Genomic DNA, 22,264 nt, shown 5'->3' on the forward strand with positions numbered 1-22,264 from the left:
TTCTCTTCGCAAACGGTCGCTTTTTCTTTCAAAAATCTCGAAGACCGGCACGCGCGGCGTCGGCCGGACGGAGTTGCTGCCGCCCCGAGGCGAAAATCGCCCGCCAACCCCTCACGGATCGATCGGCCAGGCACCCGACTCCGGGTCGCGACACTGCCGGCAGAAGGTCGCGACGTCGCGCAGATAGGTTTCAGCGACGTACCGGTTCGGCGGGTCGGCAACGAAGGCCGCGATTGCATCCGGCGATGACTTCATCAGTGGGAAACGCAGGAACAGTTCGGCGTTGAAATTGCCGGACACCGTCGACAGCACGGTGCGCAGCGTCGCCAGCATGTCGTCGCCGCGATGGGAAGCGTGGGCGAGCGCGATCGGCTTGCCGACGATGGCATCGCCCGAGACCAGCCAGTCGATGGCATTCTTCAGCCCGCCGGGCAGGGTGCGCACATATTCCGGACTGGAGACGATCAACCCGTCGCTGGTCGCGATCAGGTCCATGAAGGCCCGCACGGAGGGCGGCGTGCGTTCGCCCTCGAGGTCCGGCGAGAACACCGGCAGGTCGCCGATGCGGTCAAAGACGGTGACGGCGATGCCGTCCGGCGCCACCGCTGCCAGCGCGCGCAGCAGCGCCGTGTTGGTGGATTGAAGCCGCGCGCTGCCGGAAATCGCCAGGAGATTCATGGCGCGATGGTGTTGGCGGGAAGAGGGCAAGTCAACGGCACAAGGTGAAGCGATGGGGCTGACGTTGTGCTACGCCAATCCGTCCGCTCCCAAATCCCTGGAACGGCGATGGGGCCGGTCGGCTTCACTTGTCCGAGGGCGGCGTTGCCACACCCGGATTCGCTCCTGCTGGTTTCGCCTGCCACTTTGAGCGGCGCAGATGCTCCTCCTCACCGGGCGTTATCAGTGAGCGAATTCCGCGAAACACCAGGCCAACAGCCTCGTCGCGTCCGATATCGTCCGTCACCGCCTTGCGCAGCCACAATCCGTCTACCAGGGCAGCGATGATCGCACTCGCCTCACGCAATTGAGCCATGTCGAACGTCGCCCCGAATACCGAGGCCAGATTTGAGCGCAGTCGCTGATGGAACAGTTTCTGAAGCCGCGCATATTGCGGGTTCGTGCCCGCTTCCGAACAGACCGACAGCCAGGCGTTGGCGATGGTGCGGGTGAAAGCCGCGGCGGGAAAGTTTCCCTCCACGATCGCCTCCAACCTCGCCCAGCTCGTCTGGGCGGCACGCATCCGCGCTATGATGTCTTCCATCAGCAGGCGGTTGTTATAGCGCACCATGCCGAACAGGACCTCGTCCTTGCCTTTGAAGTAGTAGGCAAGGATGCCGGGCGACATGCCGGCTTCACGGCATATCCGCGCCGATGTCATGCCTTGCAGGCCATGTTCGAGGAACACCCGGTGCGCGGCGGCTATCAACTCCACGCGCCTGATGTCTTCAATTTTTGTGCGCTTGCCTTGATTGGTCATTCCCTGCCTTAGCAGCAAATTCTTTGTACGATCATACAATTTTTTATATTGACATAAAATAAGCGCCCCCTAGGGTCTGGCGGACGGTCACAAGAACAACAATGGGAACACATAAAATGCGCACAACAATCGTTTTCGCCCTGCTTTCGGGGCTGTTGACCTCGTCTGCTATGGCCGCCGATGCGGCTCGATGCCAAAAAGTCCGGATCGCGGATCTCGGATGGACCGACATCGCGCTCACCAACACGACCGCCCAATTGATCCTCAACGGTCTGGGCTACGATGCCTCGCAGACCCTGCTCGGCCTCGGCGTGACCTATTCCGCCCTGAAAGAGGGTGACATGGATGTCTTCCTCGGCAATTGGCGGCCTGTCCAGGACGAGGAATACAAGTCCTTTTTCGACGAGGGCTCCGTCGAGGTGCTGGGCGTGAATTTGGAGGGCGCGAAATACACGCTGGCCGTTCCGAAAAATGTTTCGGACCAGGGGATAAAAAGCTTCGATGATCTTGCCGCCCACGCCGACAAATTCGGGCGCAAGATCTACGGGATCGAAGCTGGCTCGAACAAGCCGCTGCTCGACATGGTGGCAGCCAACCGACACGGGCTCGGCGACTGGGAGATTGTGGAGTCCAGCGAAGCCGCGATGCTGACCCAGGTCTCGAACGCCGTGGCGGACAAGAATTGGGTTGTGTTCCTCGGCTGGGAGCCACATCCGATGAACCTCGATTACAACATGACCTACCTGTCTGGTGGCGATGTCGAGTTCGGACCGAACTTTGGCGGTGCAACTGTCCGCACAATCGCTCGTCATGGCTTTTCGGCAGACTGCCCGAACGCGGCCAAGTTGTTTGCCAATCTCGCTTTCGACCTCGACTATGAAAACTATGGCATGCAGATGATCCTGCGCCAGGGAAAGTCCGCCGATGTCGCCGCTCGCGAGATGATCAAGCGCAACCCCGACAAGCTCGCCAAATGGCTGGACGGTGTCTCGACCTATGACGGTCAGCCAGGCTTGCAGGCCGTGAAGAGCGCCTTGGGCCAATAGACGATGGGCAACACGATGCTTGCAGCCTTATTCGAGCACGCGGGCCAACCGCTGCGTGTCATGAACGTAGCTCGGCCTGTACCGGGGCCGGGAGAAATCCTTGTTCGCCTGGAGGCGAGCGGCATTTGCCATACGGATGTGCATATCTGGCAGGGACATTTGCGGCCCGCATCGGGACAACCGACCCGGATTCTTGGCCACGAGGGTGTCGGCAGGGTGGAAGAAGTGGGGGCCGGCGTTGCAGACTGGCACCCTGGCGATCGTGCCGGCGTCGCGTGGCTTCACGATACATGCGGCCACTGCGATGAATGCCACTCCGACATGGAATCGTTCTGCCAGCACCAGCGGGCTCACGGTTTCGATGTCGCGGGCACTTTTGCCGAATATGTCGTCGCCGATGCCCGTTTCGCCGTGCCCATGCCGGATGAGGGCGATGCCGCACTGCTTGCGCCTTTGATGTGCGCGGGCCTGACCGCCTTTGGCGCCGTGAAACGGGCGGGACTGGGCGCCGGGGAAATCTGCGCCGTCTTCGGCTGCGGCGGCCTGGGTCTCTATGCTGTCCAGATCGCCCAGCGGCTCGGGGCGACAGTCGTTGCCGTCGACACGGACGAGGCCAAGCTGCAGATCGCTGCTTCGCTTGGTGCGCGGCACACGCTCCTTGCGTCGCCGGGCCTGGCCGCTGGCTGGCCCGCCGGCCTGCGAGCGCATGTCTGTATCAACTTCGCGCCAACGCCAGCCATCTGGGATGCCATGGTTGCAGCCATCCGGCCGCGCGGCAGGATCATTGCAGCCGCGATGGTTTCGCAACCGGTGCCGCTTAACCAGGAGTGGCTTACGGCCAGCGGTGTGTGGATAACAGGGACCAGCGTCGGCACACGGGCACAGATACGCGAACTGATCCAGCTGCATGAAGCACAGCCGTTCGAGGCACAGGTGCAGCGCGTTACGCTCGCCGAGGCGACCAGTGCATTGGAGCGCCTGAAGGCAGGGACTGCCAAAGGACGGCAGGCAATTGTCTTTGGGTCGTAGCTGCTACCAGGCAAAACGTGCGCCTGCTTCTCGCGCGCTGGAGTGATGCGGCGCGCGATCCGCGCGGATTGCTTTTGCGGAAAGCGAGACCACTCGACCGTCGCCTAGCGCGATAATCGGTCGCAAATCCGGTCACGGCCCTTGCGCCGGGCCGGAGGGGATGATTAACGACCCACTCCTTCGCGGCCGTCTTCGATGGCGCGGCAGCCCGCACCTTTCCCCAGGCCCGAAATCATGATCCGTCTCGAAAACATCGGCAAGCAGAACGGCAAGCAGATCGTCTTCATCGAAGCCTCCGCCACCATCCAGCGCGGCGAGAAGGTCGGGCTGGTCGGCCCGAACGGCGCCGGCAAGACCACGCTGTTCCGCATGATCACCGGCGAGGAGCTGCCCGACGAAGGCCAGGTCTCCACCGATCGTGGCGTCAGGATCGGCTATTTCAGCCAGGATGTCGGCGACATGTCCGGCCGCAGCGCCGTGGCCGAAGTGATGGACGGCGTCGGCCCGGTCAGCACGCTGGCGGCCGAGATGGCCGAGCTGGAAGCCGCCATGGGCGATCCCGATCGCGCCGACGATATGGACGATATCATCGCCCGTTATGGCGAGGTGCAGCACAAATTCGACGAACTGGACGGCTATGCGCTGGACGGCCGCGCCCGCGAGGTGCTCGACGGTCTCGGCTTCAGCCAGGAGATGATGAACGGCGATGTCGGCAAGCTGTCGGGCGGCTGGAAGATGCGCGTGGCGCTGGCCAAGATCCTGTTGATGCGGCCCGACGTGATGCTGCTCGACGAACCGAGCAACCATCTCGACCTCGAAAGCCTGATCTGGCTGGAGAACTTCCTGAAGGGGTTCGACGGCGCCATCCTGATGACCTCGCACGACCGCGAGTTCATGAACCGCATCGTCGGCAAGATCGTCGAGATCGACGGCGGCGCGCTGACGTCCTATTCCGGCGACTATGAATTCTACCGCCAGCAGCGCGCCATCGCCGAGGTGCAGCAGCAGGCGCAGTTCGAGCGCCAGCAGGCGATGCTGGCCAAGGAAATCGCCTTCATCGAGCGGTTCAAGGCACGCGCCAGCCACGCCGCGCAGGTGCAGAGCCGGGTCAAGAAGCTGGAGAAGATCGACAAGGTCGAGCCGCCCAAGCGCCAGCAGACGGTGCGTTTCGAATTCCAGCCGGCGCCGCGTTCGGGCGAGGATGTCGCGACGTTGAAGAATGTCTCCAAGAGCTATGGCAGCCGCACCATCTATGACGGGCTGGATTTCCAGGTGCGCCGGCGCGAGCGCTGGTGCGTCATGGGCGTCAACGGCGCCGGCAAGTCGACGCTGCTGAAGCTGGTGGCCGGCGCTTCCGAGCCCGACGACGGCAGCGTCTCGCGCGGCCCCTCGGTCAAGATGGGCTATTTCGCCCAGCACGCGATGGAGCTGCTCGACGGCGAGCGCACCGTGCTGGAAACGCTTGAGGATTCGTTCCCGCAGGCAGGCCAGGCGCCGCTGCGCGCGCTGGCTGGCTGTTTCGGTTTCACCGGCGACGAGGTCGAGAAGAAGTGCCGCGTGCTTTCCGGCGGCGAGAAGGCACGGCTGGTGATGGCCAAGATGCTGTTCGATCCGCCGAATTTCCTGGTGCTCGACGAGCCGACCAACCACCTCGACATCGCCACCAAGCAGATGCTGATCGAGGCACTGTCGCGTTATGAAGGCGCGATGCTGTTCGTCAGCCACGACCGCCATTTCCTGGCGGCTCTGTCCAACCGCGTGCTGGAGCTGACGACCGACGGCATGCACGCCTATGGCGGCGGCTACACCGAATATGTCGAGCGCACCGGACAGGAAGCCCCCGGCCTGCGCGGGTAAAGGCGGCGCGGTTGGCTGGCCGCATGAGGTTGGCCGGGCCTGAAACCGGCCGGCTTCCGCTCACACCAGCGCCGGCCACAACACCATGCCGATGCCGGCGATGCTCACGGCGAACAAAAGCGTGCGCCACACGGTGATGCCGATGGCGTAGACCGGCAGATAGGCGGCGCGCGCGGCGAGCCAGACGATTGCACCTAGCTCGGTCCAGCGGCTGCCCAGTCCGGCGAACTCGACGATCAGGATCGCGGCCGCGGCGATCGGGAAGGTTTCGAGAAAATTCGCCTGCGCGCGCATCACCCTGCCGACGAATGGCGCCGGTCGCGGCATTGCCGCCTCCCGCGACGACAGCCCCCATTTCACGCCGTAGTGCCTGGTCGCCAATTGCGAGGCGACGAAGATCTGGACGATGCCGAACAAGGAGGCCCAGGCCAGTACGGTCAGTTCGATGCTCATTCATTTCCTCCGGGCCGGCGCCTTGGACAGGCTGTTCATGCGTCGCCAGACCGGTGTATTTGCCGTAGTACGTTTCTGTAAATACGGACAAAAAGGGTAGCATGGAGAAAAACATTGGCGAGCCGGCGACAGCGACGGGGCCGGCCTTTTCGACCCTGACCGGGCTGGACATGAGCCATATCAGGCTGTGCCCGGCCATCGCCTTCAACCAGATCCTCGGCGGCCGCTACAAGCTGCACATATTGTGCGTTCTCTTTGACGGGCCGCATCGCTACGGGCAGATCGGCCGCTCCTTGCTGCATGGCGGCCTTGGCGGGCCGATCACGCCGCGCATCCTGAGCCGCGAACTGAGGCAGCTGGAGGAGCGCAGGCTGGTCGACCGCAAGGCCTATCCGGTGGTGCCGCGCAAGGTCGAGTACAGCCTGACCGGGCGTGGTCGGGCGCTGGTGCCGATCCTGGCCGAGATCATTCGCTGGGGCGCCAGCGGGGCGCATGAGGAAATTCTCGGCATCGCCTAGGCTCTGCCGCGCCCCGGCGCCCTCATTGCGGCAGCTTCTTCGGCAGCCAGAGCCAGGTGACGATGCCGAGGATAAGCATGAGCAACCCGCCGACGCCGACCACCACGTGCAGGCCGGTGAGAAACGCCGTCTTGGCGTGAAGCACGGTGTCGGCGGCCAGTTCCGGCTGAGTGAGCGTCTCGTCCAGCGTGCCCGCCACATCGGGGCCAAGCAGCCGGAAGGAGAGCGCCGCCAGTGAACCGAGCAGCGAAATGCCGAGCGCATTGCCGAGCTCGTTGCTGGTTTCGGCGATCGAGCCGGCCGCGCCGGCGCGCTCGGCCGGAACCGCCGAGACGGCGATCTCCGCGACGAGGCTGAAGGAGAGGCCGTAGCCGATGCCGGCGATCACCGTCGAGGCGATGAAGACGGCGACGCCCGCCTCCACGGTGGTGAACATGAGGAGAAGGACGCCTGCGCCGATCAGGACATGCGTGGCCACCAGCGCCGGCTTGCGGCCGATGCGCTCGACGATGCCGGCCGTGCCGACGCAGGTCGCCGTCAACACGATGGCGCCGGGCAATGTCAGCAGCGCTGCGGTGAAAACGTCGAAGCCGAGCACCGATTGCAGATAGATGCCCGACAGATAAGCCGCCGCCGACCACACGACCAGCGAGAGCAGCCCGGTCAGGATGGCGATGGAGAAGATGCGGTCGCTGAACAGGCTAAGATCGAGAAGCGGATAATCGATCCTCACCTGCCTGCGCAGGAACAACGCCAGCGCGACGATGCCAACGATGCCGGCGGCGACCGGAACCGCGCCGAGGCCATGGGTGGCGGCGGCCTTGACCGCATAGGTGAACAACAGGATGCCGGCGAAGGAGAACAGCAGGCTCAAGCCGTCGATGCGGCCATAGCTTGTCGCCCGCACTTCCCGCAACAGCATCGGCGCGGCAATCAGGAAGGCGAGAACGACCGGGACATTGATCAGGAAGACGGCGCTCCATTCGAAATGGCGCAACAGCATGCCGCCGAGAATGGGGCCGACGGCGAAGCCGGCAGCGAAGGTGGCGGCAAAGATGCCGATGGCGCGCGCACGTTGCCTGGCGTCGGGGAACAGCGCGCTGACGATGGCGAGGCCCGAGGGCAAAAGCGTCGCGCCGCCGAGACCCATGAGCGCGCGGAAGGCGATCAGGCTTTCGGCGCTCTGCGCATAGGCGGCACCAAGCGACCCGGCCCCGAACACCGTGGCGCCGACCATGATCAGCTTCAGCCGGCCGTAGCGGTCGCCGATATTGCCGAAGGTGATCAGCAGCGATCCGACGATGAAGCCATAGATGTCGAGGATCCACAGCGCCTGGTCGGCGCTCGGCAGCAGCGCCGAGGTGACGCGCGGCATGGCGAGATAAAGGATCGAGCCGTCCATGGCCACGATCAGCACCAGTGGCAGCACCGCCATCAGGCCGAGCCATGCGCTGCGGTCGGGTACATCGGCAATTGCTGCGTCGGTCATCGGGCAAAGTCCTCTCTGCGCGACACGCATGGCGTGCCGCTGCGATCGCCGGCGGGCGTGACCGACGGTGGTTGCGATGGAAGGGCGTGTTCTATATACTTCAGGTAACTTACTTTTGGTATATAGTGATGTCAAGCATGCCGGAAAGCCGCAATGACGCCCCGAAGCGCCTTCGCCTCAGCCGCGAGGCGCGGCTCAGCCAGCTTCTGGAGGTGTCATGGCAGCTGGCGCGGGAAGAGGGCACGGACGCGCTGACGCTGCCGAGGCTGTCGGAAGCGGCCGAGGTCGCCAAGCCGGTCGTCTACGACCATTTCGGCACCCGCAACGGCCTGCTGATCGCGCTCTACAAGGATTTCGACGCCCGCCAGACGGCGATCATCGACGCCGCGCTCGCCGCCTGCGAGCCGACGCTGGAAGCGACGGCCGGCGTGATCGCGACGAGCTATGTCGACTGCGTGCTGGCGCAGGGGCGCGAGATGCCCGGCGTGCTGGCCGCGCTCGCCGGTTCGCCCGAGCTGGAAACCGTCAAGCGCGACTACCAGCTCGCCTTCATCGCCAAATGCCGCAAAGCGCTGGCGACTTTCACCGGGCCGCGCGGCATCGCACAGGCCGCCTTCTGGGCCATGCTCGGCGCCGCCAACGCGCTTTCGGGCGCTGCCGCGACCGGCGAGATCACCGCGCGGCAGGCGAGCGACGAGCTGTTCGAGACGATCCTCGCCATGGTGGCCAGAAGCGGCCGCTGACCTCCCACGGACCTGTGGGGTGCCGTGGCCGCCCACGACACGTCACGGAATAGCGCCACACTTGTTACTCCCACCTTCCGGCAGCCGGTGACAGACTGGCTCCATCGACAACGAGCGATGAGCAGCGAATGCAGTGTCCCGGCAACGGGGCGCGCCTTCGCCAAACCGGAGGTATCGAAGTCATGGTTACATCAACTGGAAAACAGGCGGAAAACGGCCAAGCCGCCATGCACAGGCCGGCGGTGGTGACGGCCGAGGCCTGGGAAGCGGCGCGCCGGGAATTGCTGGTGAAGGAAAAGGTGCAGAGCCGCGCCCGCGACGCGCTGGCGGCCGAGCGCCGGCGCATGCCGTGGATGCCGGTCTATAAAAGCTATGCCTTCGAAGGGCCGAACGGCAAGGTCTCGTTGCTCGACCTGTTCGAGGGCCGTCACCAGCTGATCGTCTACCGCGCCTTCTACGAGCCGGGTGTCTATGGCTGGCCCGAACACGCCTGCCGGGGCTGCTCGATGGTGGCCGACCAGGTTGCGCATGTCGCCCATCTCAACGCCCGCGACACCACGCTGGTCTTCGCCTCGCGGGCGCCGCAAGGCCATATCGCCACGCTCAAGCAGCGCATGGGCTGGAACATTCCCTGGGTCACCATCACCGACGGCTTCGACTTCGATTTCGGGGTCGACGAATGGCACGGCACCAATGTGTTCTTCCGCGACGGCGACCAGGTCTTCCGCACCTATTTCCTCAACAATCGCGGCGACGAGCAGATGGGCGGCACCTGGAACTATCTCGACATCACGCCGCTCGGCCGGCAGGAGGCGTGGGAGGATTCGCCCGCCGGCTATCCGCAGACCCCGACCTATAAATGGTGGAACTGGAACGACAGCTACGTCGCCGGCGCCGAGCCCGACCTGAAATGGGTCGAGGTGTCGGATGCGGGCGAGGCGGCGTTCCGCGAACAGAGCGCCAGGGGCGGCTGAGCACGCCGCATCCTCCCGGGACCGGCCGCCGGCGCACCGGGCCCGGACATCGGTTTCGATGTTCGGGCCGACGCCCGGTCTCGGGATGCTGGAGCGTCCTGCGCGCGTCTGTTCGGACGCGCGGGGCTTCAGGTCGCCCGGTTCTGGTCGCGCCAGGTCGCCGGGCTCAACGTCGTCACCCGCCGGAATTCGCGATTGAAGTTCGACTTGGTCTGGAAGCCGGATTCCAGCATGGCCGCGGTGACCGACCCGTCGGTCTGCCGCAGCAGCCGGCAGGCCTCGGCGATGCGGTATTCGTTGATGTATTGCGAGACATTCTTGCCTGCCAGCCGGTTGATGGCGCCCGATATCTGCCGGGCGGGCACGCCCGCGCGCCGGGCCAGCCGCGACAGCGTCAGGTTCTCGTCGAGGAACAGCCGCTGCTCCTTGAGCAGGCGGTCGACGCGGTCGATGACGTCGCGGTCCTGCGCCGCCGTCGATGCCGCCTCTTCGGCCTGCGCGAGCGGTTCGGGCAGCGCCCGCGCGCGGGCGGCGACAAGCGCCGTCAGGCCGATCAAAAGCAGGCCGAGCAGGTTGGCGTTGCCGACGAGGAAGGCGATGCCTGCCCCGTTGCGCCATTCCACATCCAGCACCACCAGCAGGTCGAACGAGGCCGACAGGCACAGCGAGAACGCCGCGATGATCATCGCCCGGTGCGCGGCGACGGCGCCGTCGAAACGCGCCCCGTCGAGCGCGTCGGGTCCGGTCCGGCCGAGCCGCAACAGGGCCACGGCATAGCCGACGAACAGGCTCATCAGTGCGACGTCGATCAGTGCGGGCGCCACGAACAGCAGCACGGTCATGATGACGGGCGGCAGCGCCTGCAACCAGACGGCATCGTCCCTGGCTTCGTCGCGGTCGATCAGGCTGCGGAAGCTCGCCAGCACCAGCGGCGGCACGCAGGCCGCGATAATGGGCAGCACGAAGCGCAGTTCCGCCATCCCATAACCCCAGCGCAGCCCGAGGATGATCGACTGCAGGACGCAGAGCGCGATCAGCGCCAGGAAGGGCCGATTGCCTTTTGTCTGCTCCGCATTGCGCAGCAACACGACAAGCAGGATCAGCAGCAGCAGGGCGACGACGAAGGGGAGCGGAACGAAGATCACGGGGTCTGCGGAGCGTTGGTGGGTTAAGCCGATGATGGCCCAGATTGCGATCAAGGACGACCTGAATCGCGATCGAGGAAGCGCGAAAGGCAAGGAACCGGCGATGTTTTCCCCGTCCTTTCCAACCGCGTCCAATCTCAGGAGATCATCATGTCCGGTTTCAGAACTCTTTGCGCCGTCGTTTTCGGCCTTGCCTTGGCCACGCCTTGCCTGGCGGCCGATGTCGGCGTGCGCCAGCTCACCATTCCCGCCACCGAACACGGCCGCGCCCTTCAGGTGACGGTGTGGTACCCCGCCGGCCCCGGCGGCGAGCCGGTGATGGTCGGCGACAACAGGGTTTTCAAGGGTGTGCCGGCCTCGCTCGACGCGCCGCCGGCGAAGGGGCGCTTTCCGCTGGTGCTCTTGTCGCACGGCTCCGGCAGCCGCGTTCAGGGCATGGCCTGGCTGGCGACGGAACTGGCCAAGGCGGGTTTCATCGTTGCTGGGCCGAACCATCCCGGCACCACCAGCGGCGATTCCACGCCGGCCGAGACACCGAAACTATGGCAACGCACCCGCGATCTTTCCGCCGTGATCGACGGGCTGACGGCGGACCCTGAATGGCGCGACCATGTCGATGCCGACAAGGTCGGCGTCGTCGGCTTCTCGCTGGGCGGCGCCGCCGCCATGGAGATTGCCGGAGCCCGGGCCAGACTGGAGGCCTATGCCAGCTATTGCGACAGCTACAGGAAATGGGACTGCGCCTGGTATGCCGGTGGCGTCGGCTATGTGAACGACGAAAAGGTCAAGGTCGACAAGGTCGACCTGCGTTCGGTCGACAAGGCGCTGTTCGAACAGTCGAATCTCGATCGGCGCGTCAAGTCGGCGGTGCTGGTCGATCCTGGCCTGGCACAGGCCTATGACGCACAGAGCCTGAAGGACATCGCGATCCCGATGACCTTCATCAATCTCGGCGACCCGGCCACCATTCCGCTCGCGGTCGCGGCCGAAAAACTGGCTTCGCTCACCCCGCACGGCACCTATGCGACGGTCAGTGACGCCAACCATTTCGCCTTCTTGCCCGAATGCAAGGAAGGTGGGGCTCAGCTGCTGATCGCCTTCGGCGAGATCGATCCCATCTGCACGGATGCCGGCAAGCGGCCGCGCGCCGACATCCACGCCGAAGCGACGCGGCTCATCTCGGCGGCATTGCAGCGAACGCTGAAGAACTGACCGGCTTGATGGCGACGATCGGGGTCCGGTGTGCCGGCTCGGGTCGTCGTCCGCGAATCTTTGCCGGCCATGGCGAACCGGCGGGCTATGGCCAAGGCGGAAGTGAAAACGACCGGCAAATGGGAGGCCTTGCCCTCTTGTCCGGCGGCGCGGCCGGCTTCGCGCTGGTCGCGCCGGGGCGGACCGCGGCCAGCGCGAGGAGCAGCTGGCGCATGATCCGGCTCATGGCGCCTTGCGATCCTTCGGCTTGCGGCCTTTCGGCGGCAATTCCTCGTTTTCCGCCACCTCGGCGATGCCATGGCGCCGGTAGAATTCCTGGTTGTCCTTCTCCACCTGCGCCTGCATCCGCTTTTCGGCTCGCACCATCATGGCGTTGCGCGCCGCCATGCCCACCTGTCCGGCGACAAGGCTGCCGATGCCGGTGCGGTCGAAGGAGGCGGCGATGCCGACCGCGCCCTGCGCCACGCCGAGCGCGGTGGCCTCGGCGGCAAGCTCCTTCTCCATCTGCCGTGTCTCGTCGGAATATTGCGGTCCCTCGAAGGTCGAGGGGGTGGAGGTGCAGGCAGCCACCACGCCGCCTGCCAGCAGGACCGGGATGAAAGCGGCGGCCGGCCACCTTCGTCCATAACCTGCTGGCCGGGTGGCCACCCGCACCGGGACGCGTGCGCCCTGGACAGTTTTGTGTTTCAAAGTCCGTCCCCCAAAAGACAACACGCGCCATTTGTGGCGGCGCACCCTCGAGGCCAAGCCTCTGCACCGCCGGCCGATGCTCTACGCCGGACGGGCGGGCATCGTCTTGGGCGACAGCGAACGATCCATGCTGGAAACGAACAAGATTGGCCGTACAGGCGGGACAGATGCACGCCGGCGCGGTTTCGCCGGCGCGTTTCAGGATGGTGGAGGATGCTCGCGCCGGTGAAGCGAAGCGGGCGTTTTGTCGTCGGAGGTCGTTAGCCTCGTTCTAGAACTTCACGGTCAAATCGGCCCTGACGCCATGGTCGCGGGCGTTGGAGGCGAGCTGCCCCTGGTAGGAGATGCCGAGCGTGGCGGTGGGCGCAACGGCGAAATCGAGCCCGGCTTCGAGTGCGGCGCTGTCGCGTGCGATCGGCGCACCGGCGACGGTGAAGGCATTGCTGCCAGTAAAGGCCTGGGTGACGGTCGGCGCGACATCGCCGAAGGCATGGCGCCAGCCGATCATGCCGCGCGCGGTGGCCTTGATCGTACCGAGATCGAAATCGGTCGAGGCGCGCAGGCCAAGCGTCGTGAAGGTGATGTCGTTGGAGCCGCCGTAAACGGTCAGCGCCGTGACGCCGCCTTTCTCGGTGAAACCGTTGGTGCGGGTGTTCACATAAGCCAGATTGGCGAAAGGCTCGAAGGCAACAGCGCCTGCCTTCATGCCGTAGCCGAATTCGCCGAACACCTGCGTGGTGCCGGCGCGATAGCTGGAGGAAAGGCCGTCGGCAACGTTCTGGAAAGCGAACCGGCGGTTGCTGTCGATCTTGCTCCAAGTGTAGGCGAGGCCGGAGCGGAACGCCAGGGCGCCCCACTCAGTGCCGCCATAGAGGCCGAGGTGATAATTGTCGCTGGCGGCGGAAGACTTGCTCTCATCCACCTTGAACGAAGAATGGCTGTAGCCGGCAAGGAAGCCCAGCCGCCAGTCGTCGGTGACAAGGCCGTCGATGCCGGTGACGAAGCCGCCGGTCGAGCGCGACAGCTTTGCGGCATTGCCGTCGCTGTCGGTCGAGCCCCACGAGCCGAAAGCAGAACCCCAGGCGCCGTAACGCTCAGTGGTGCGGATCGAGGCGGTCGTGATGTCCCTCGCGTCGTCGCCATAGGCCATGACGGGCAGCGGCGCGGCGCCCACCGTCTCGAAGGCCGAACGCAGGCGGTCGTTCATCTGGCTGCCGACCAGCTGGCTGTTCTCGATCAGCCCGCTGACGGTCGAGCCATAAACCTCGCCGGGCAGTTGGGCGAACAGGTCGGCCGCGTCGGTGCCGTTCAGCGTGACGGCGAGATCGTAGAACGGCTTGCCGATGCCGAGGCCTTCGATCGCCGCGGCTGCCGCCGCGCCGTTACGCGTAGCGGCAATATCGGCGAAGGCGACCGTGTTACGGGTCACGTCGAGATAGACGGTGTTCGGGTCGTAGGAGAGAGCGAGGTCGAGGAAGGCGTAGCAGCCGCAATCGCTATCGAAACGGCCGGTGATGCCGCCGGCGGCCGTCAGCACGGTGTAGCGTGCGTCGCCGCGCCAGGCGCCGACCGGCACCAGCGCGTCGACCCAGCCGCTGACGGTCGCGCTGCCGGTCACGTCGACGCGGCTGGTGCCCTTCGGCGCGCCGACTATGACCATCAGGCCCGCGTCGGCGGACTGGGTGTAGTTGCCGTCGATGGTGAGCGTGCCGCCCTGGCTGCCGAAACCGCCATAGACGGCGCCGTCGTTTCGCACATCGCCATGGACGGTGCCGCCGCCGGAGAGCATGCCTCCGGCTTCGACGAAGGTGTTCGACCGGATGCTGCCGTCGACGGCGAGAACGCCCTGGGCGATGCGGGTGTCGCCGAGATAGGTGCTGTTGCCGGTCAAAATGAGCGCGCCGTCACCGGCTTTGACAAGCCCGCCATTGCCGGTGATGTCGTTTTCCCAGGTGCTCCGGCCCAAGGGCACATTGGCGACGAAATCGCCCCAGTCGAACTTGCCGGGCCCGCGCACCGCCATGCCGACATCGAGCAGGCCATAGCCGAAGACGGGGTCGACGCCGGGGGCGCCGATATCCCATGCGGTGCCGAGCAGAACCTGCCGCACCTGATCCATGGTCATATAGGGAAACGCCTGTGCCACCAGGGCTGCGGCACCCGCGACATGCGGGGCGGCAAGTGAAGTGCCGTAAACCCAGGAATAGCCTCCGCCGGGGATTGCGACGTTGATATCCCGGCTGTCGGGCCATTCCCATGCGCCGGTCTGTGGATTCCAGCGCCAGTCGCTGCCGCCCGGCGCCGCCAGGCACCAGTTCATGGCCACGCCGCACTGGTTCGCCCAGGTGGCCCGGTAGCCGGGGCCGATGGCGGTGACGGCGAGCCAGCCGGACTCCAGCTCAGGATAGAGATAAGGAAGGCCGGATTGACCTGCCGGCTGGTGCGAGGAGTCGTTGCCCGTTGCCCAGACCATCAGGGCGCCGGCCTTGATCGCCTCGCGATAGACATCGAGAGACGAAGCCCCGCCCAATACAGGGAACTCCCAGGAATCGCCCCACTGGCCGTCATTGATCGGGTAGGGCAAGCCGTAGCTGTTGTTGATGATCCGCACGCCTTGATTGACGAAGGCACGGATCCCGTAGAGCGAAGCCACGCTACTGATACCATAGCCGCCCGAGAAGGCATTGGCCATGACGATCGTCGCGCCGGGCGCCACGCCGTGCATGCCGACGCCGTCGCGATTGGCGGCGATGATCGACGACACCATGGTTCCATGTCCAATCGTGTCGACATTCCAGGGCCTGTCCGGGTTGTAGGTAAAGCCCGGAACATAGCGTCCGGCAAATTCCGGGTGATGGATGTCGAGGCCGCTATCGACGACGCCGACCTTGACGCCGCTGCCGTCAAAGCCACGGGCATAGGCGAATTCGGCGTTGATCCAGTAAAGCCCCCACTGCGCCATGAATTCCGGCGTGCGCCAGCTCGCCGGATCGCCGATGCTCTGCGCGAAGGCCATGGTCGGCAGGGCCGTCGAGACCAAGAGGGCGGCAAGGCGGGTGACGGTGCGGCGCATCTTCCAGAATTCCCCCGTGCCCGACGCGGCGGCGCTTCCGAGGCGCAGGACATTGAAAGAAAGCGGAAATTCACGGCGCGGGCGCGCGAAACCTATCGCTGCGCCGCTTCCGGAAAAATACGGCAAATGCCGTATTTCGACCCTGCCGTTCCAAATAAATTCGATCATCGCCGCCGGTCAGTCGGGGAGCGATGAGCATCCGGGATTTGTCGTGACCGGGCCTGTAGCTGCGCGCAAAAACGCCGCCGCTTGGGGTGCGGCGGCGCTGAAAAGCGGCGTGGGCGTCAGCCCTGCAGGCGGCCGGCCTTGATGTATTCCACCATCTGGCCCACCACCGTGCCCCAGCCGTCGTGGAAGCCCATCTCCTCGTGTTTCTGGCGGCTCGCCTCCTCGCCATGGATCGCGATGGCCCGGTATTGCGTGCCGCTTCCCTTCGGCGCGAAGTCGAGGACGGCGGTGAAGAAGGGATTGGGCGACGGCCGGTAGCCGCCGAGCAGCGTGTCGGTGGTGACCAGGCGCTCGAACGGCTTCACTTCGAGATAACAGCCGGTGTTGGGATATTCCTGGCCTTCCGGCGAGCGCATGGTGAAGTTCATGGCGCCGCCCGGGCGCACGTCGAGGTCGCAGGCGGTGATCGTCCACGGTTTCGGCACGAACCAGTGGCGCAGGTGCTCGGCGGTGGTCCAGGCGCGCCAGACGAGTTCGACCGGCACGTCGAGTTCGCGTTCGAGCACGAGGTCGAGCTTGGGATTGGTGGTGATTTTGGGCAAGGTCATTTGGCTTCCTCTTCCTTGAGTTTGAGCAGATAGCTGTCGAGCTGGTCGAGGCGGCGTTCCCAGATGTTGCGCTGACGTCCGAGCCAGTCCTCGGCAAGCTTGAGTTGTTCCGCGGCCAGTTCGTAGGTCCTGACGCGGCCGGCCTTGTGCGAGCGCACCAGGCCGCTTCCCTCCAGCACCTTCAGGTGTTCGACGAAGGAGGGCAGCGCCATGTCGTAGGGGGCGGCGAGCTCGCTGGCCGAGGCGGGGCGCAGCGACAGCCGTTCCAGCACATTGCGCCGTGTCGGGTCGGACAGGGCGCGAAAGACGCGGTCGACGACCGCGGCGTTCGTCGGCGGAGGGGAGTGCTGCAGGCCTGCCCGTGGTGTCACGATGGCTCCTTGTCGATAGAGCACAGCCATTCTGTGCACGGGCGCTGTCATAGATCGAAAAGATACTTAGGTCAAATCCTAAGTGTTTCGAGATGCCGCTTTAACTGAGGGGGCAGGCCTCAGTTCGGGAGACGATGGGGCGGAAGCTGCTTGCTCAGCCGGCGCCGAGATGATCGATGAGGATCTTGCCGCCAAGGCCGATCAGCGCGATGCCGCCGACGATCTCGGCATAGCGGCCAAAACGCGCGCCGAGATATTTGCCGGCCAGAACGCCGGTGATGGTCATGACCATGGTGGCAAAGCCGATCGCCGCCGCCACGACAAAAATGTTCACATCGAGAAAGGCCAGCGAAACGCCGACGGCCATGGCGTCGATGCTGGTGCCGACCGCCGTGGCCAGAAGGCCGAGCGTCGGACGTGCGGTCGGCACGTCGGAAGGCTCTGCCTGAGGCCACAACGCCTGCAGGATCATCCTGCCGCCGACGCCGGCCAGCAGCGCGAAGGCGACCCAGTGGTCGACGCTCTGGATCCACTGGCTGGCGGCGATTCCGAGTGCCCAGCCGATCAAAGGCGTCAGCATTTCGATGACGCCGAAGACGAGGCCGGTCTTGACGGCTTCCGACAGCGAAGGGTGCCTGGTGGTGGCGCCGCGGCCGATGGCCGCAATCAAGGCATCGAGCGACATGCTGACGGCCAGCACGCCAATGGCGATGGGCGACATTGGAAAATTCCGGAACAGGGACGTTGCCAGACGAATGGTGCCGTCATGTCCTGATGACGGTTTTCGCCACGGTCTTGCCAAACGGTCATGCCCGCCGGACGCACCACGCATTGACGCGAGTATGTTGATGCGCCCCCGTTTCCGGTGGCTACTCCCCGATGACTTTGAAATAAGGCGGCCTGCCCGACATGTCAATCGCGTGATCTTGAAAAAATCAATTATTACAGTGAGTTAGCCTATGCTAAGTTTGCGCGAAGACGGTAAGGAACCTCGCCTTGGCAACAGGCTGAACGGCATCGTGGCCGGGCGGGCGGCGATGGCGGCGGCGTCATCGCTGCGGCGGGCGCTCGGGCCCGGTTCCGTCACGGCTATGGCCACGATGGCGGTCGTGGCGGCTAAAAAGCCGGTCCGGCAAGCGGTTTGCCCGGCCCGTATGGCTTGCCGTGCTGCCTTGTCGGCGGTAGGAAGCCGCAACCCAAGGCAGTCTCCTGCGAGGAATGCGATGCAGTCGCCGACTGCCAACGTTGACAGTTTGCCGCCCGAACCGATCAAGATCCCGAAACCGCGTCCGCCGCGCTCCGCGCTGCGGCGCAAGCTGGATCATTGGTGGGCTACGACGAAATGGGCGGCGCTCAGGTGGATATACCGCCGCGAGATCGCCAAGCTGAGCGATGTCTTCGGTGCAGAACCGTTCGCCGCGATCCTCGACCGCTATCCGGGTATCCTGGACAAGCCCGTCCGGCCTTATCTGCTGTACGGCCTGAAGTGGCAGAACCGGGCGCCGGCGGTGATCGATCACTATCAGGCGGCGGCGCGCCTTTTGACCAACGAGGCCTTCGTCGAAAGCCACATCGATGGCGTGCGGCTTCTGACGCTGCCGACCGACGCTGGCGAAGTCTCGGTGGACCTCGCCGGCCAGGGCGGATTGTATCGCGAGGCGGAATGGCGCCTTGTCCTTTGCGTCGACGCGCGCCCGGTGATGGAGATGGGCCTTGCCATCGTCAATGAGCGCAACCTTAAGCTCGACGGCAGCGCGGACGTTCTGTGGATCGGCGTGCTCAAGACCGCTCTTGCCGGCACGCATGGCCTGGACGATGCGCGCGCCCTGACCAAGGCGATGGAGGGGCTGAGGCCGAAATCGCTGCTGCTTCTGGTGGCGCAGGCGTTGGCCAAGGCCCTCAATCTCGGCGGCCTGTTCGGCGTATCCAACAAGGGCCATGTCTTTGCCGGCGACTACAGCCTGCGTCGCCGCATCAAGGCCGACTATGACAGCTTCTGGCTCGAATGCAGCGGCGAGAATGTCAGGCCGACCTTGTTCGCCCTGCCGCTGGTCAAGGCGCAGCGCGACCCCAGCGAATACAAGCCGAACAAGCGGGCGCAGGTCCGCCGGCGTCAGCAGCTGGAACTCGATATCGAGAAGCTGGTTCGCGAAGCCATCGAGCCGCTGCTGCGCCGGTAAGAGGGCGGCGGTGGAAACGCCCAAGACCCCGTGAGCCAGCGGGCATGCGCGGCGGTCGCTTATTGACCGGCAGGACGTTTTGAAGAGGCGGGTCCGTGACGGGTGTTGTTGGTTGGCGATGAACGAACAGGCCGAGATTCCCGATCAGGAACGATGGGTGGCGTGGCAGCCCGCTGAGTTGGCGCAGCGCCTGCGCGATGTCGCACGGCCGTGGTGCATCGTCGGTGGCTGGGCTCTCGATCTGTGGCATGGAGCCGAGACCCGCGACCACGGCGATCTGGAATTCACGATCCTGCGCGAGGATCTCGGCGCCTTTCGGCGGGCATTGGGCGATCTGGAATTCTACACCGTGCATGACGGCGTTCTCGAACGTCTCGCGGTGGACCGGGAACCGGCGGCCGAGATCTTTCAAATCTGGGGCTTCGACCGCGCCGCCGGGCGCTGGCGGGTGGACATGATGATCGAGCCTGGAACGGATGACGGCTGGGTCTACAAGCGGGCAACGGAAATCCGGCGGCCGCGCTCCGAAATGGTGATGCGGACGGCTGGCGGTATTCCTTACCTCAACCCGTCCGCCGTGCTGTTGTTCAAGGCAAAATACCAACGCCCCAAGGACGAGGCGGATTTCGCGGCGGCACTGCCGAAACTAGCCGCGCCCGAGCGTACCTGGCTGAGGGATTGCCTCGAACTGCTGCACCCCGGCCATGGCTGGACAAAGGCACTGTGAAATCAGCCGGCGTCGCCCACCTTCTTGCCGAAGGTTGAGAAAAACTCGCCGGCCAGCTTCTTGGACGTCGACATGATCAGGCGGCTGCCGAGCTGGGCGATCTTGCCGCCGACATCGGCCTTGGCGGCGTATTTCAACACGGTGGCGTCGCCGCCGTCGGCGGTCAGCGTCACGTCGGCGCCACCCTTGGCGAAGCCGGCGATGCCGCCCTTGCCTTCGCCCTGGATGGTATAGGAATGCGGCGGGTTGAGGTTCTTCAGCGTCACCTCGCCGTTGAAGGTCGCCTTGATCGGCCCGATCTTCAGCACCACGGTGGCGGCCATGTCGGTGGGCGATTTCATCTCCAGGCTCTGGCAGCCGGGAATGCTTTCCTTGAGCACCGCCGGATCATTCAGCGCCGCCCAGACCTTGTCGACGGGGGCCGCGATGCGTTCTTCGCCTTCGATCACCAGAGCCATCAAAACCTCCCGGGAAAACGGTCCGGCCCGCGCCGTTGCGTGCAAAGTCCATAACAGGCCTAGCCAAAGCCGTAGCGGAGTGCATCAATGCTGTCCATCGCACCAAAGTCCGGGGTGTGGCCTTGCCCGGACGCGCGCGATGACATATCCAATTGTCGGACAAATGCGGAGACAGCCATGGCAGGCGCGCCTAGCGATAAGAAAAGATTCCGGTCGCAGGAGTGGTTCGACAATCCCGGCAATCCGGGCATGACCGCTCTCTATCTGGAGCGCTATCTGAACTATGGCCTGACCCGCGAAGAGCTGCAGTCCGGCAAGCCGCTGATCGGCATCGCCCAGACCGGGTCGGACCTTTCGCCCTGCAACCGCCACCATATCGAGCTGGCCAAGCGCGTGCGCGAGGGCATCGTGGCGGCCGGCGGCATTCCCTTCGAGTTCCCCTGCCACCCGATCCAGGAGACCGGCAAGCGCCCGACCGCTTCGCTCGACCGCAACCTTGCCTATCTGTCGCTGGTCGAGGTGCTCTACGGCTATCCGCTCGACGGCGTCGTGCTGACCATCGGTTGCGACAAGACCACGCCGGCCATGCTGATGGCGGCGGCCACCGTCAACATCCCGGCGATCGCGCTCTCCGTCGGGCCGATGCTGAATGGCTGGCACAAGGGCAAGCGCACCGGCTCCGGCACCATCGTGTGGGAATCGCGCCAGCGCCTCTCGGCGGGCGAGATCGACTATGACGAGTTCATGGAGATCGTGGCATCCTCGGCGCCGTCGGTCGGCTATTGCAACACCATGGGCACGGCGACGACCATGAACTCGCTGGCCGAGGCACTCGGCATGCAATTGCCGGGCTCCGCCGCGATTCCAGCGCCCTATCGCGAGCGCGGCCAGATTTCCTACGAGACCGGCAAACGCATCGTCGGCATGGTGCATGAGGATTTGAAGCCGTCCGACATCATGACGCGCGAAGCCTTCGAGAACGCCATCGTCATCAACTCGGCCATCGGCGGCTCGACCAACGCGCCGATCCATCTGAACGCGATTGCCCGCCATCTCGGCGTGCGCCTCGACAACAATGACTGGCAGACGATCGGCCACAAGATCCCGCTGCTGGTGAACCTGCAGCCGGCCGGCGAATATCTCGGCGAGGATTATCACCATGCCGGCGGCGTGCCGGCGGTGGTCGCCGAACTGATGAAGGCCAGCCTGCTGCCGCATCCCGGCGCCTTGACCGTCAACGGCAAGACCATGGGCGACAATTGCGGCAAGGCCGAAAACCTCGACACGAAGGTGATCTTGCCGGTGTCGGACCCGCTGAAGAAGGAAGCCGGCTTCATCAACCTGAGCGGCAATCTTTTCGACAGCGCCATCATGAAGACCAGCGTGATCTCCAAGGAGTTCCGCGACCGCTATCTGTCGAACCCGGCCGACCCCGAGGCTTTCGAGGGCAAGGCGGCGGTGTTCGACGGGCCGGAGGATTATCACGCCCGCATCGACGATCCGGCCGAGGCGATAGACGAGCACACCATCCTGTTCATGCGCGGCGCCGGCCCGGTCGGCTATCCGGGTGGCGCGGAGGTGGTGAACATGCAGCCGCCGGCCTATCTGATCAAACGCGGCATCCATTCGCTGCCTTGCGTCGGCGACGGCCGCCAGTCCGGCACGTCCGGCACGCCGTCCATCCTCAACGCCTCGCCCGAGGCAGCCGCCGGCGGCGGCCTGGCGCTGCTGCGGAAGGGTGACCGCGTGCGCATCGATCTCAGGAAAGGCACCGCCGATATGCTGGTGCCGGAGGACGAGCTGGCCCGCCGCCGCGCCGCGCTTTCCGGCAATGGCGGCTACCACTATCCGAAACACCAGACGCCCTGGCAGGAAATCCAGCGGGGCATGGTCGACCAGTTCTCGGAAGGCATGGTGCTGAAGCCCGCGGTCAAATACCAGGATGTCGCCCACACCGCCGGCCTGCCGCGCGACAATCACTGAAGCAGTCGCGATAAAGTTTTACGGGCGTGGCGCCGGCCGCGCCCGTTTTGTTTGAGATGCTGG

The 22,264-nt window shown here is 65.1% G+C and carries 22 protein-coding genes and 1 riboswitch; of the genes, 11 read left to right on the forward strand and 11 right to left on the reverse strand.

The features are described from left to right. Positions 1 to 111: 111 nt before the first annotated feature. Together QFZ88_RS15785 and betI are read right to left on the reverse strand one after the other, a co-directional pair. Positions 112 to 678 (reverse strand): NADPH-dependent FMN reductase, encoded by a 567-nt coding sequence (locus QFZ88_RS15785; protein ID WP_024924158.1) that lies wholly within the window; start codon positions 676 to 678, stop codon positions 112 to 114. Between the two features lie 124 nt (positions 679 to 802). Further along, positions 803 to 1,477, reverse strand: coding sequence for a transcriptional regulator BetI (betI, locus tag QFZ88_RS15790; protein WP_024924157.1), 675 nt, complete (start codon positions 1,475 to 1,477; stop codon positions 803 to 805). 116 nt (positions 1,478 to 1,593) lie between these two features. Here betI and choX point away from each other — a divergent pair, with 116 nt between their 5' ends. The 3 genes from choX to QFZ88_RS15805 all read left to right on the forward strand — a co-directional run bounded on the left by choX (position 1,594) and on the right by QFZ88_RS15805 (position 5,409). Continuing rightward, a complete protein-coding gene (choX, locus tag QFZ88_RS15795) occupies positions 1,594 to 2,523 on the forward strand; it encodes a choline ABC transporter substrate-binding protein (protein WP_024924156.1) in 930 nt (309 codons plus the stop codon). Between the two features lie 3 nt (positions 2,524 to 2,526). Beyond that, entirely contained in the window at positions 2,527 to 3,552 is a 1,026-nt protein-coding gene (locus QFZ88_RS15800) for an alcohol dehydrogenase catalytic domain-containing protein (RefSeq protein ID WP_051504867.1), read from the forward strand. 234 nt (positions 3,553 to 3,786) lie between these two features. After that, positions 3,787 to 5,409, forward strand: a complete 1,623-nt coding sequence (locus tag QFZ88_RS15805) for an ABC-F family ATP-binding cassette domain-containing protein (protein ID WP_024924154.1) — start codon at positions 3,787 to 3,789, stop codon at positions 5,407 to 5,409. 60 nt (positions 5,410 to 5,469) lie between these two features. On the opposite strand, the gene QFZ88_RS15810 is transcribed toward QFZ88_RS15805, so the two are convergent. Then, complete coding sequence (locus QFZ88_RS15810; RefSeq protein ID WP_024924153.1) at positions 5,470 to 5,862, reverse strand: MAPEG family protein; 393 nt, start codon at positions 5,860 to 5,862, stop codon at positions 5,470 to 5,472. Positions 5,863 to 5,963: 101 nt separating this feature from the next. Between QFZ88_RS15810 and QFZ88_RS15815 the strand changes: the two genes are divergently transcribed. Further along, a complete protein-coding gene (locus QFZ88_RS15815; protein ID WP_244431245.1) occupies positions 5,964 to 6,380 on the forward strand; it encodes a winged helix-turn-helix transcriptional regulator in 417 nt (138 codons plus the stop codon). 22 nt (positions 6,381 to 6,402) lie between these two features. Here QFZ88_RS15815 and QFZ88_RS15820 read toward each other — a convergent pair whose 3' ends face one another. Then, on the reverse strand, positions 6,403 to 7,869 hold the full coding sequence (locus QFZ88_RS15820; RefSeq protein WP_024924152.1) for an MFS transporter: 1,467 nt from the start codon (positions 7,867 to 7,869) through the stop codon (positions 6,403 to 6,405). 128 nt (positions 7,870 to 7,997) lie between these two features. On the opposite strand from QFZ88_RS15820, the gene QFZ88_RS15825 reads away from it, so the two are divergent. Next, on the forward strand, positions 7,998 to 8,612 hold the full coding sequence (locus tag QFZ88_RS15825; RefSeq protein WP_024924151.1) for a TetR/AcrR family transcriptional regulator: 615 nt from the start codon (positions 7,998 to 8,000) through the stop codon (positions 8,610 to 8,612). 182 nt (positions 8,613 to 8,794) lie between these two features. Next, positions 8,795 to 9,586 (forward strand): DUF899 domain-containing protein, encoded by a 792-nt coding sequence (locus QFZ88_RS15830; protein ID WP_036253396.1) that lies wholly within the window; start codon positions 8,795 to 8,797, stop codon positions 9,584 to 9,586. A gap of 128 nt (positions 9,587 to 9,714) precedes the next feature. Here QFZ88_RS15830 and QFZ88_RS15835 read toward each other — a convergent pair whose 3' ends face one another. Further along, positions 9,715 to 10,731, reverse strand: coding sequence for a helix-turn-helix domain-containing protein (locus QFZ88_RS15835; RefSeq protein WP_065998151.1), 1,017 nt, complete (start codon positions 10,729 to 10,731; stop codon positions 9,715 to 9,717). A gap of 150 nt (positions 10,732 to 10,881) precedes the next feature. On the opposite strand from QFZ88_RS15835, the gene QFZ88_RS15840 reads away from it, so the two are divergent. Continuing rightward, positions 10,882 to 11,943, forward strand: coding sequence for an alpha/beta hydrolase family protein (locus tag QFZ88_RS15840; protein WP_024924148.1), 1,062 nt, complete (start codon positions 10,882 to 10,884; stop codon positions 11,941 to 11,943). Positions 11,944 to 12,165: 222 nt separating this feature from the next. On the opposite strand, the gene QFZ88_RS15845 is transcribed toward QFZ88_RS15840, so the two are convergent. Both QFZ88_RS15845 and QFZ88_RS15850 read right to left on the reverse strand, forming a co-directional pair. Continuing rightward, complete coding sequence (locus tag QFZ88_RS15845; protein ID WP_139116521.1) at positions 12,166 to 12,633, reverse strand: hypothetical protein; 468 nt, start codon at positions 12,631 to 12,633, stop codon at positions 12,166 to 12,168. 271 nt (positions 12,634 to 12,904) lie between these two features. Further along, a complete protein-coding gene (locus QFZ88_RS15850) occupies positions 12,905 to 15,706 on the reverse strand; it encodes an autotransporter serine protease (protein WP_161773086.1) in 2,802 nt (933 codons plus the stop codon). Here QFZ88_RS15850 and QFZ88_RS15855 point away from each other — a divergent pair. Beyond that, complete coding sequence (locus tag QFZ88_RS15855; protein ID WP_161773085.1) at positions 15,696 to 16,016, forward strand: hypothetical protein; 321 nt, start codon at positions 15,696 to 15,698, stop codon at positions 16,014 to 16,016. The genes QFZ88_RS15850 and QFZ88_RS15855 overlap by 11 nt on opposite strands. Here QFZ88_RS15855 and QFZ88_RS15860 read toward each other — a convergent pair. The 3 genes from QFZ88_RS15860 to QFZ88_RS15870 form a co-directional block, all read right to left on the reverse strand. After that, the gene (locus tag QFZ88_RS15860) at positions 15,991 to 16,482 is read right to left on the reverse strand and encodes an SRPBCC family protein (protein ID WP_024924145.1); all 492 of its coding nucleotides are present in this window, start codon (positions 16,480 to 16,482) and stop codon (positions 15,991 to 15,993) included. The two genes, QFZ88_RS15855 and QFZ88_RS15860, sit on opposite strands and share 26 nt — an antisense overlap. Beyond that, complete coding sequence (locus QFZ88_RS15865) at positions 16,479 to 16,853, reverse strand: ArsR/SmtB family transcription factor (protein ID WP_244431243.1); 375 nt, start codon at positions 16,851 to 16,853, stop codon at positions 16,479 to 16,481. The genes QFZ88_RS15860 and QFZ88_RS15865 overlap by 4 nt, the downstream gene beginning before the upstream one ends. A gap of 154 nt (positions 16,854 to 17,007) precedes the next feature. Continuing rightward, complete coding sequence (locus QFZ88_RS15870; protein WP_024924143.1) at positions 17,008 to 17,574, reverse strand: manganese efflux pump MntP family protein; 567 nt, start codon at positions 17,572 to 17,574, stop codon at positions 17,008 to 17,010. Positions 17,575 to 17,654: 80 nt separating this feature from the next. Then, positions 17,655 to 17,743: riboswitch (yybP-ykoY riboswitch) on the reverse strand. A gap of 333 nt (positions 17,744 to 18,076) precedes the next feature. Between QFZ88_RS15870 and QFZ88_RS15875 the strand changes: the two genes are divergently transcribed. Further along, a complete protein-coding gene (locus QFZ88_RS15875; RefSeq protein WP_024924142.1) occupies positions 18,077 to 19,033 on the forward strand; it encodes a DUF535 family protein in 957 nt (318 codons plus the stop codon). Between the two features lie 118 nt (positions 19,034 to 19,151). After that, positions 19,152 to 19,760: a nucleotidyltransferase domain-containing protein gene (locus QFZ88_RS15880; RefSeq protein ID WP_024924141.1), complete on the forward strand. Its 609-nt coding sequence runs from the start codon at positions 19,152 to 19,154 to the stop codon at positions 19,758 to 19,760. 2 nt (positions 19,761 to 19,762) lie between these two features. Here the strand turns inward: QFZ88_RS15880 and QFZ88_RS15885 are convergent, their stop codons facing one another. After that, entirely contained in the window at positions 19,763 to 20,218 is a 456-nt protein-coding gene (locus QFZ88_RS15885; protein WP_024924140.1) for an SRPBCC family protein, read from the reverse strand. Between the two features lie 177 nt (positions 20,219 to 20,395). Between QFZ88_RS15885 and QFZ88_RS15890 the strand changes: the two genes are divergently transcribed. Beyond that, complete coding sequence (locus tag QFZ88_RS15890; protein WP_024924139.1) at positions 20,396 to 22,201, forward strand: IlvD/Edd family dehydratase; 1,806 nt, start codon at positions 20,396 to 20,398, stop codon at positions 22,199 to 22,201. Positions 22,202 to 22,264: the final 63 nt, after the last annotated feature.

It is taken from the genome of Mesorhizobium sp. YL-MeA3-2017 (assembly GCF_030814575.1).
In the GTDB taxonomy this organism is placed as follows: Bacteria; Pseudomonadota; Alphaproteobacteria; order Rhizobiales; family Rhizobiaceae; genus Mesorhizobium; species Mesorhizobium terrae.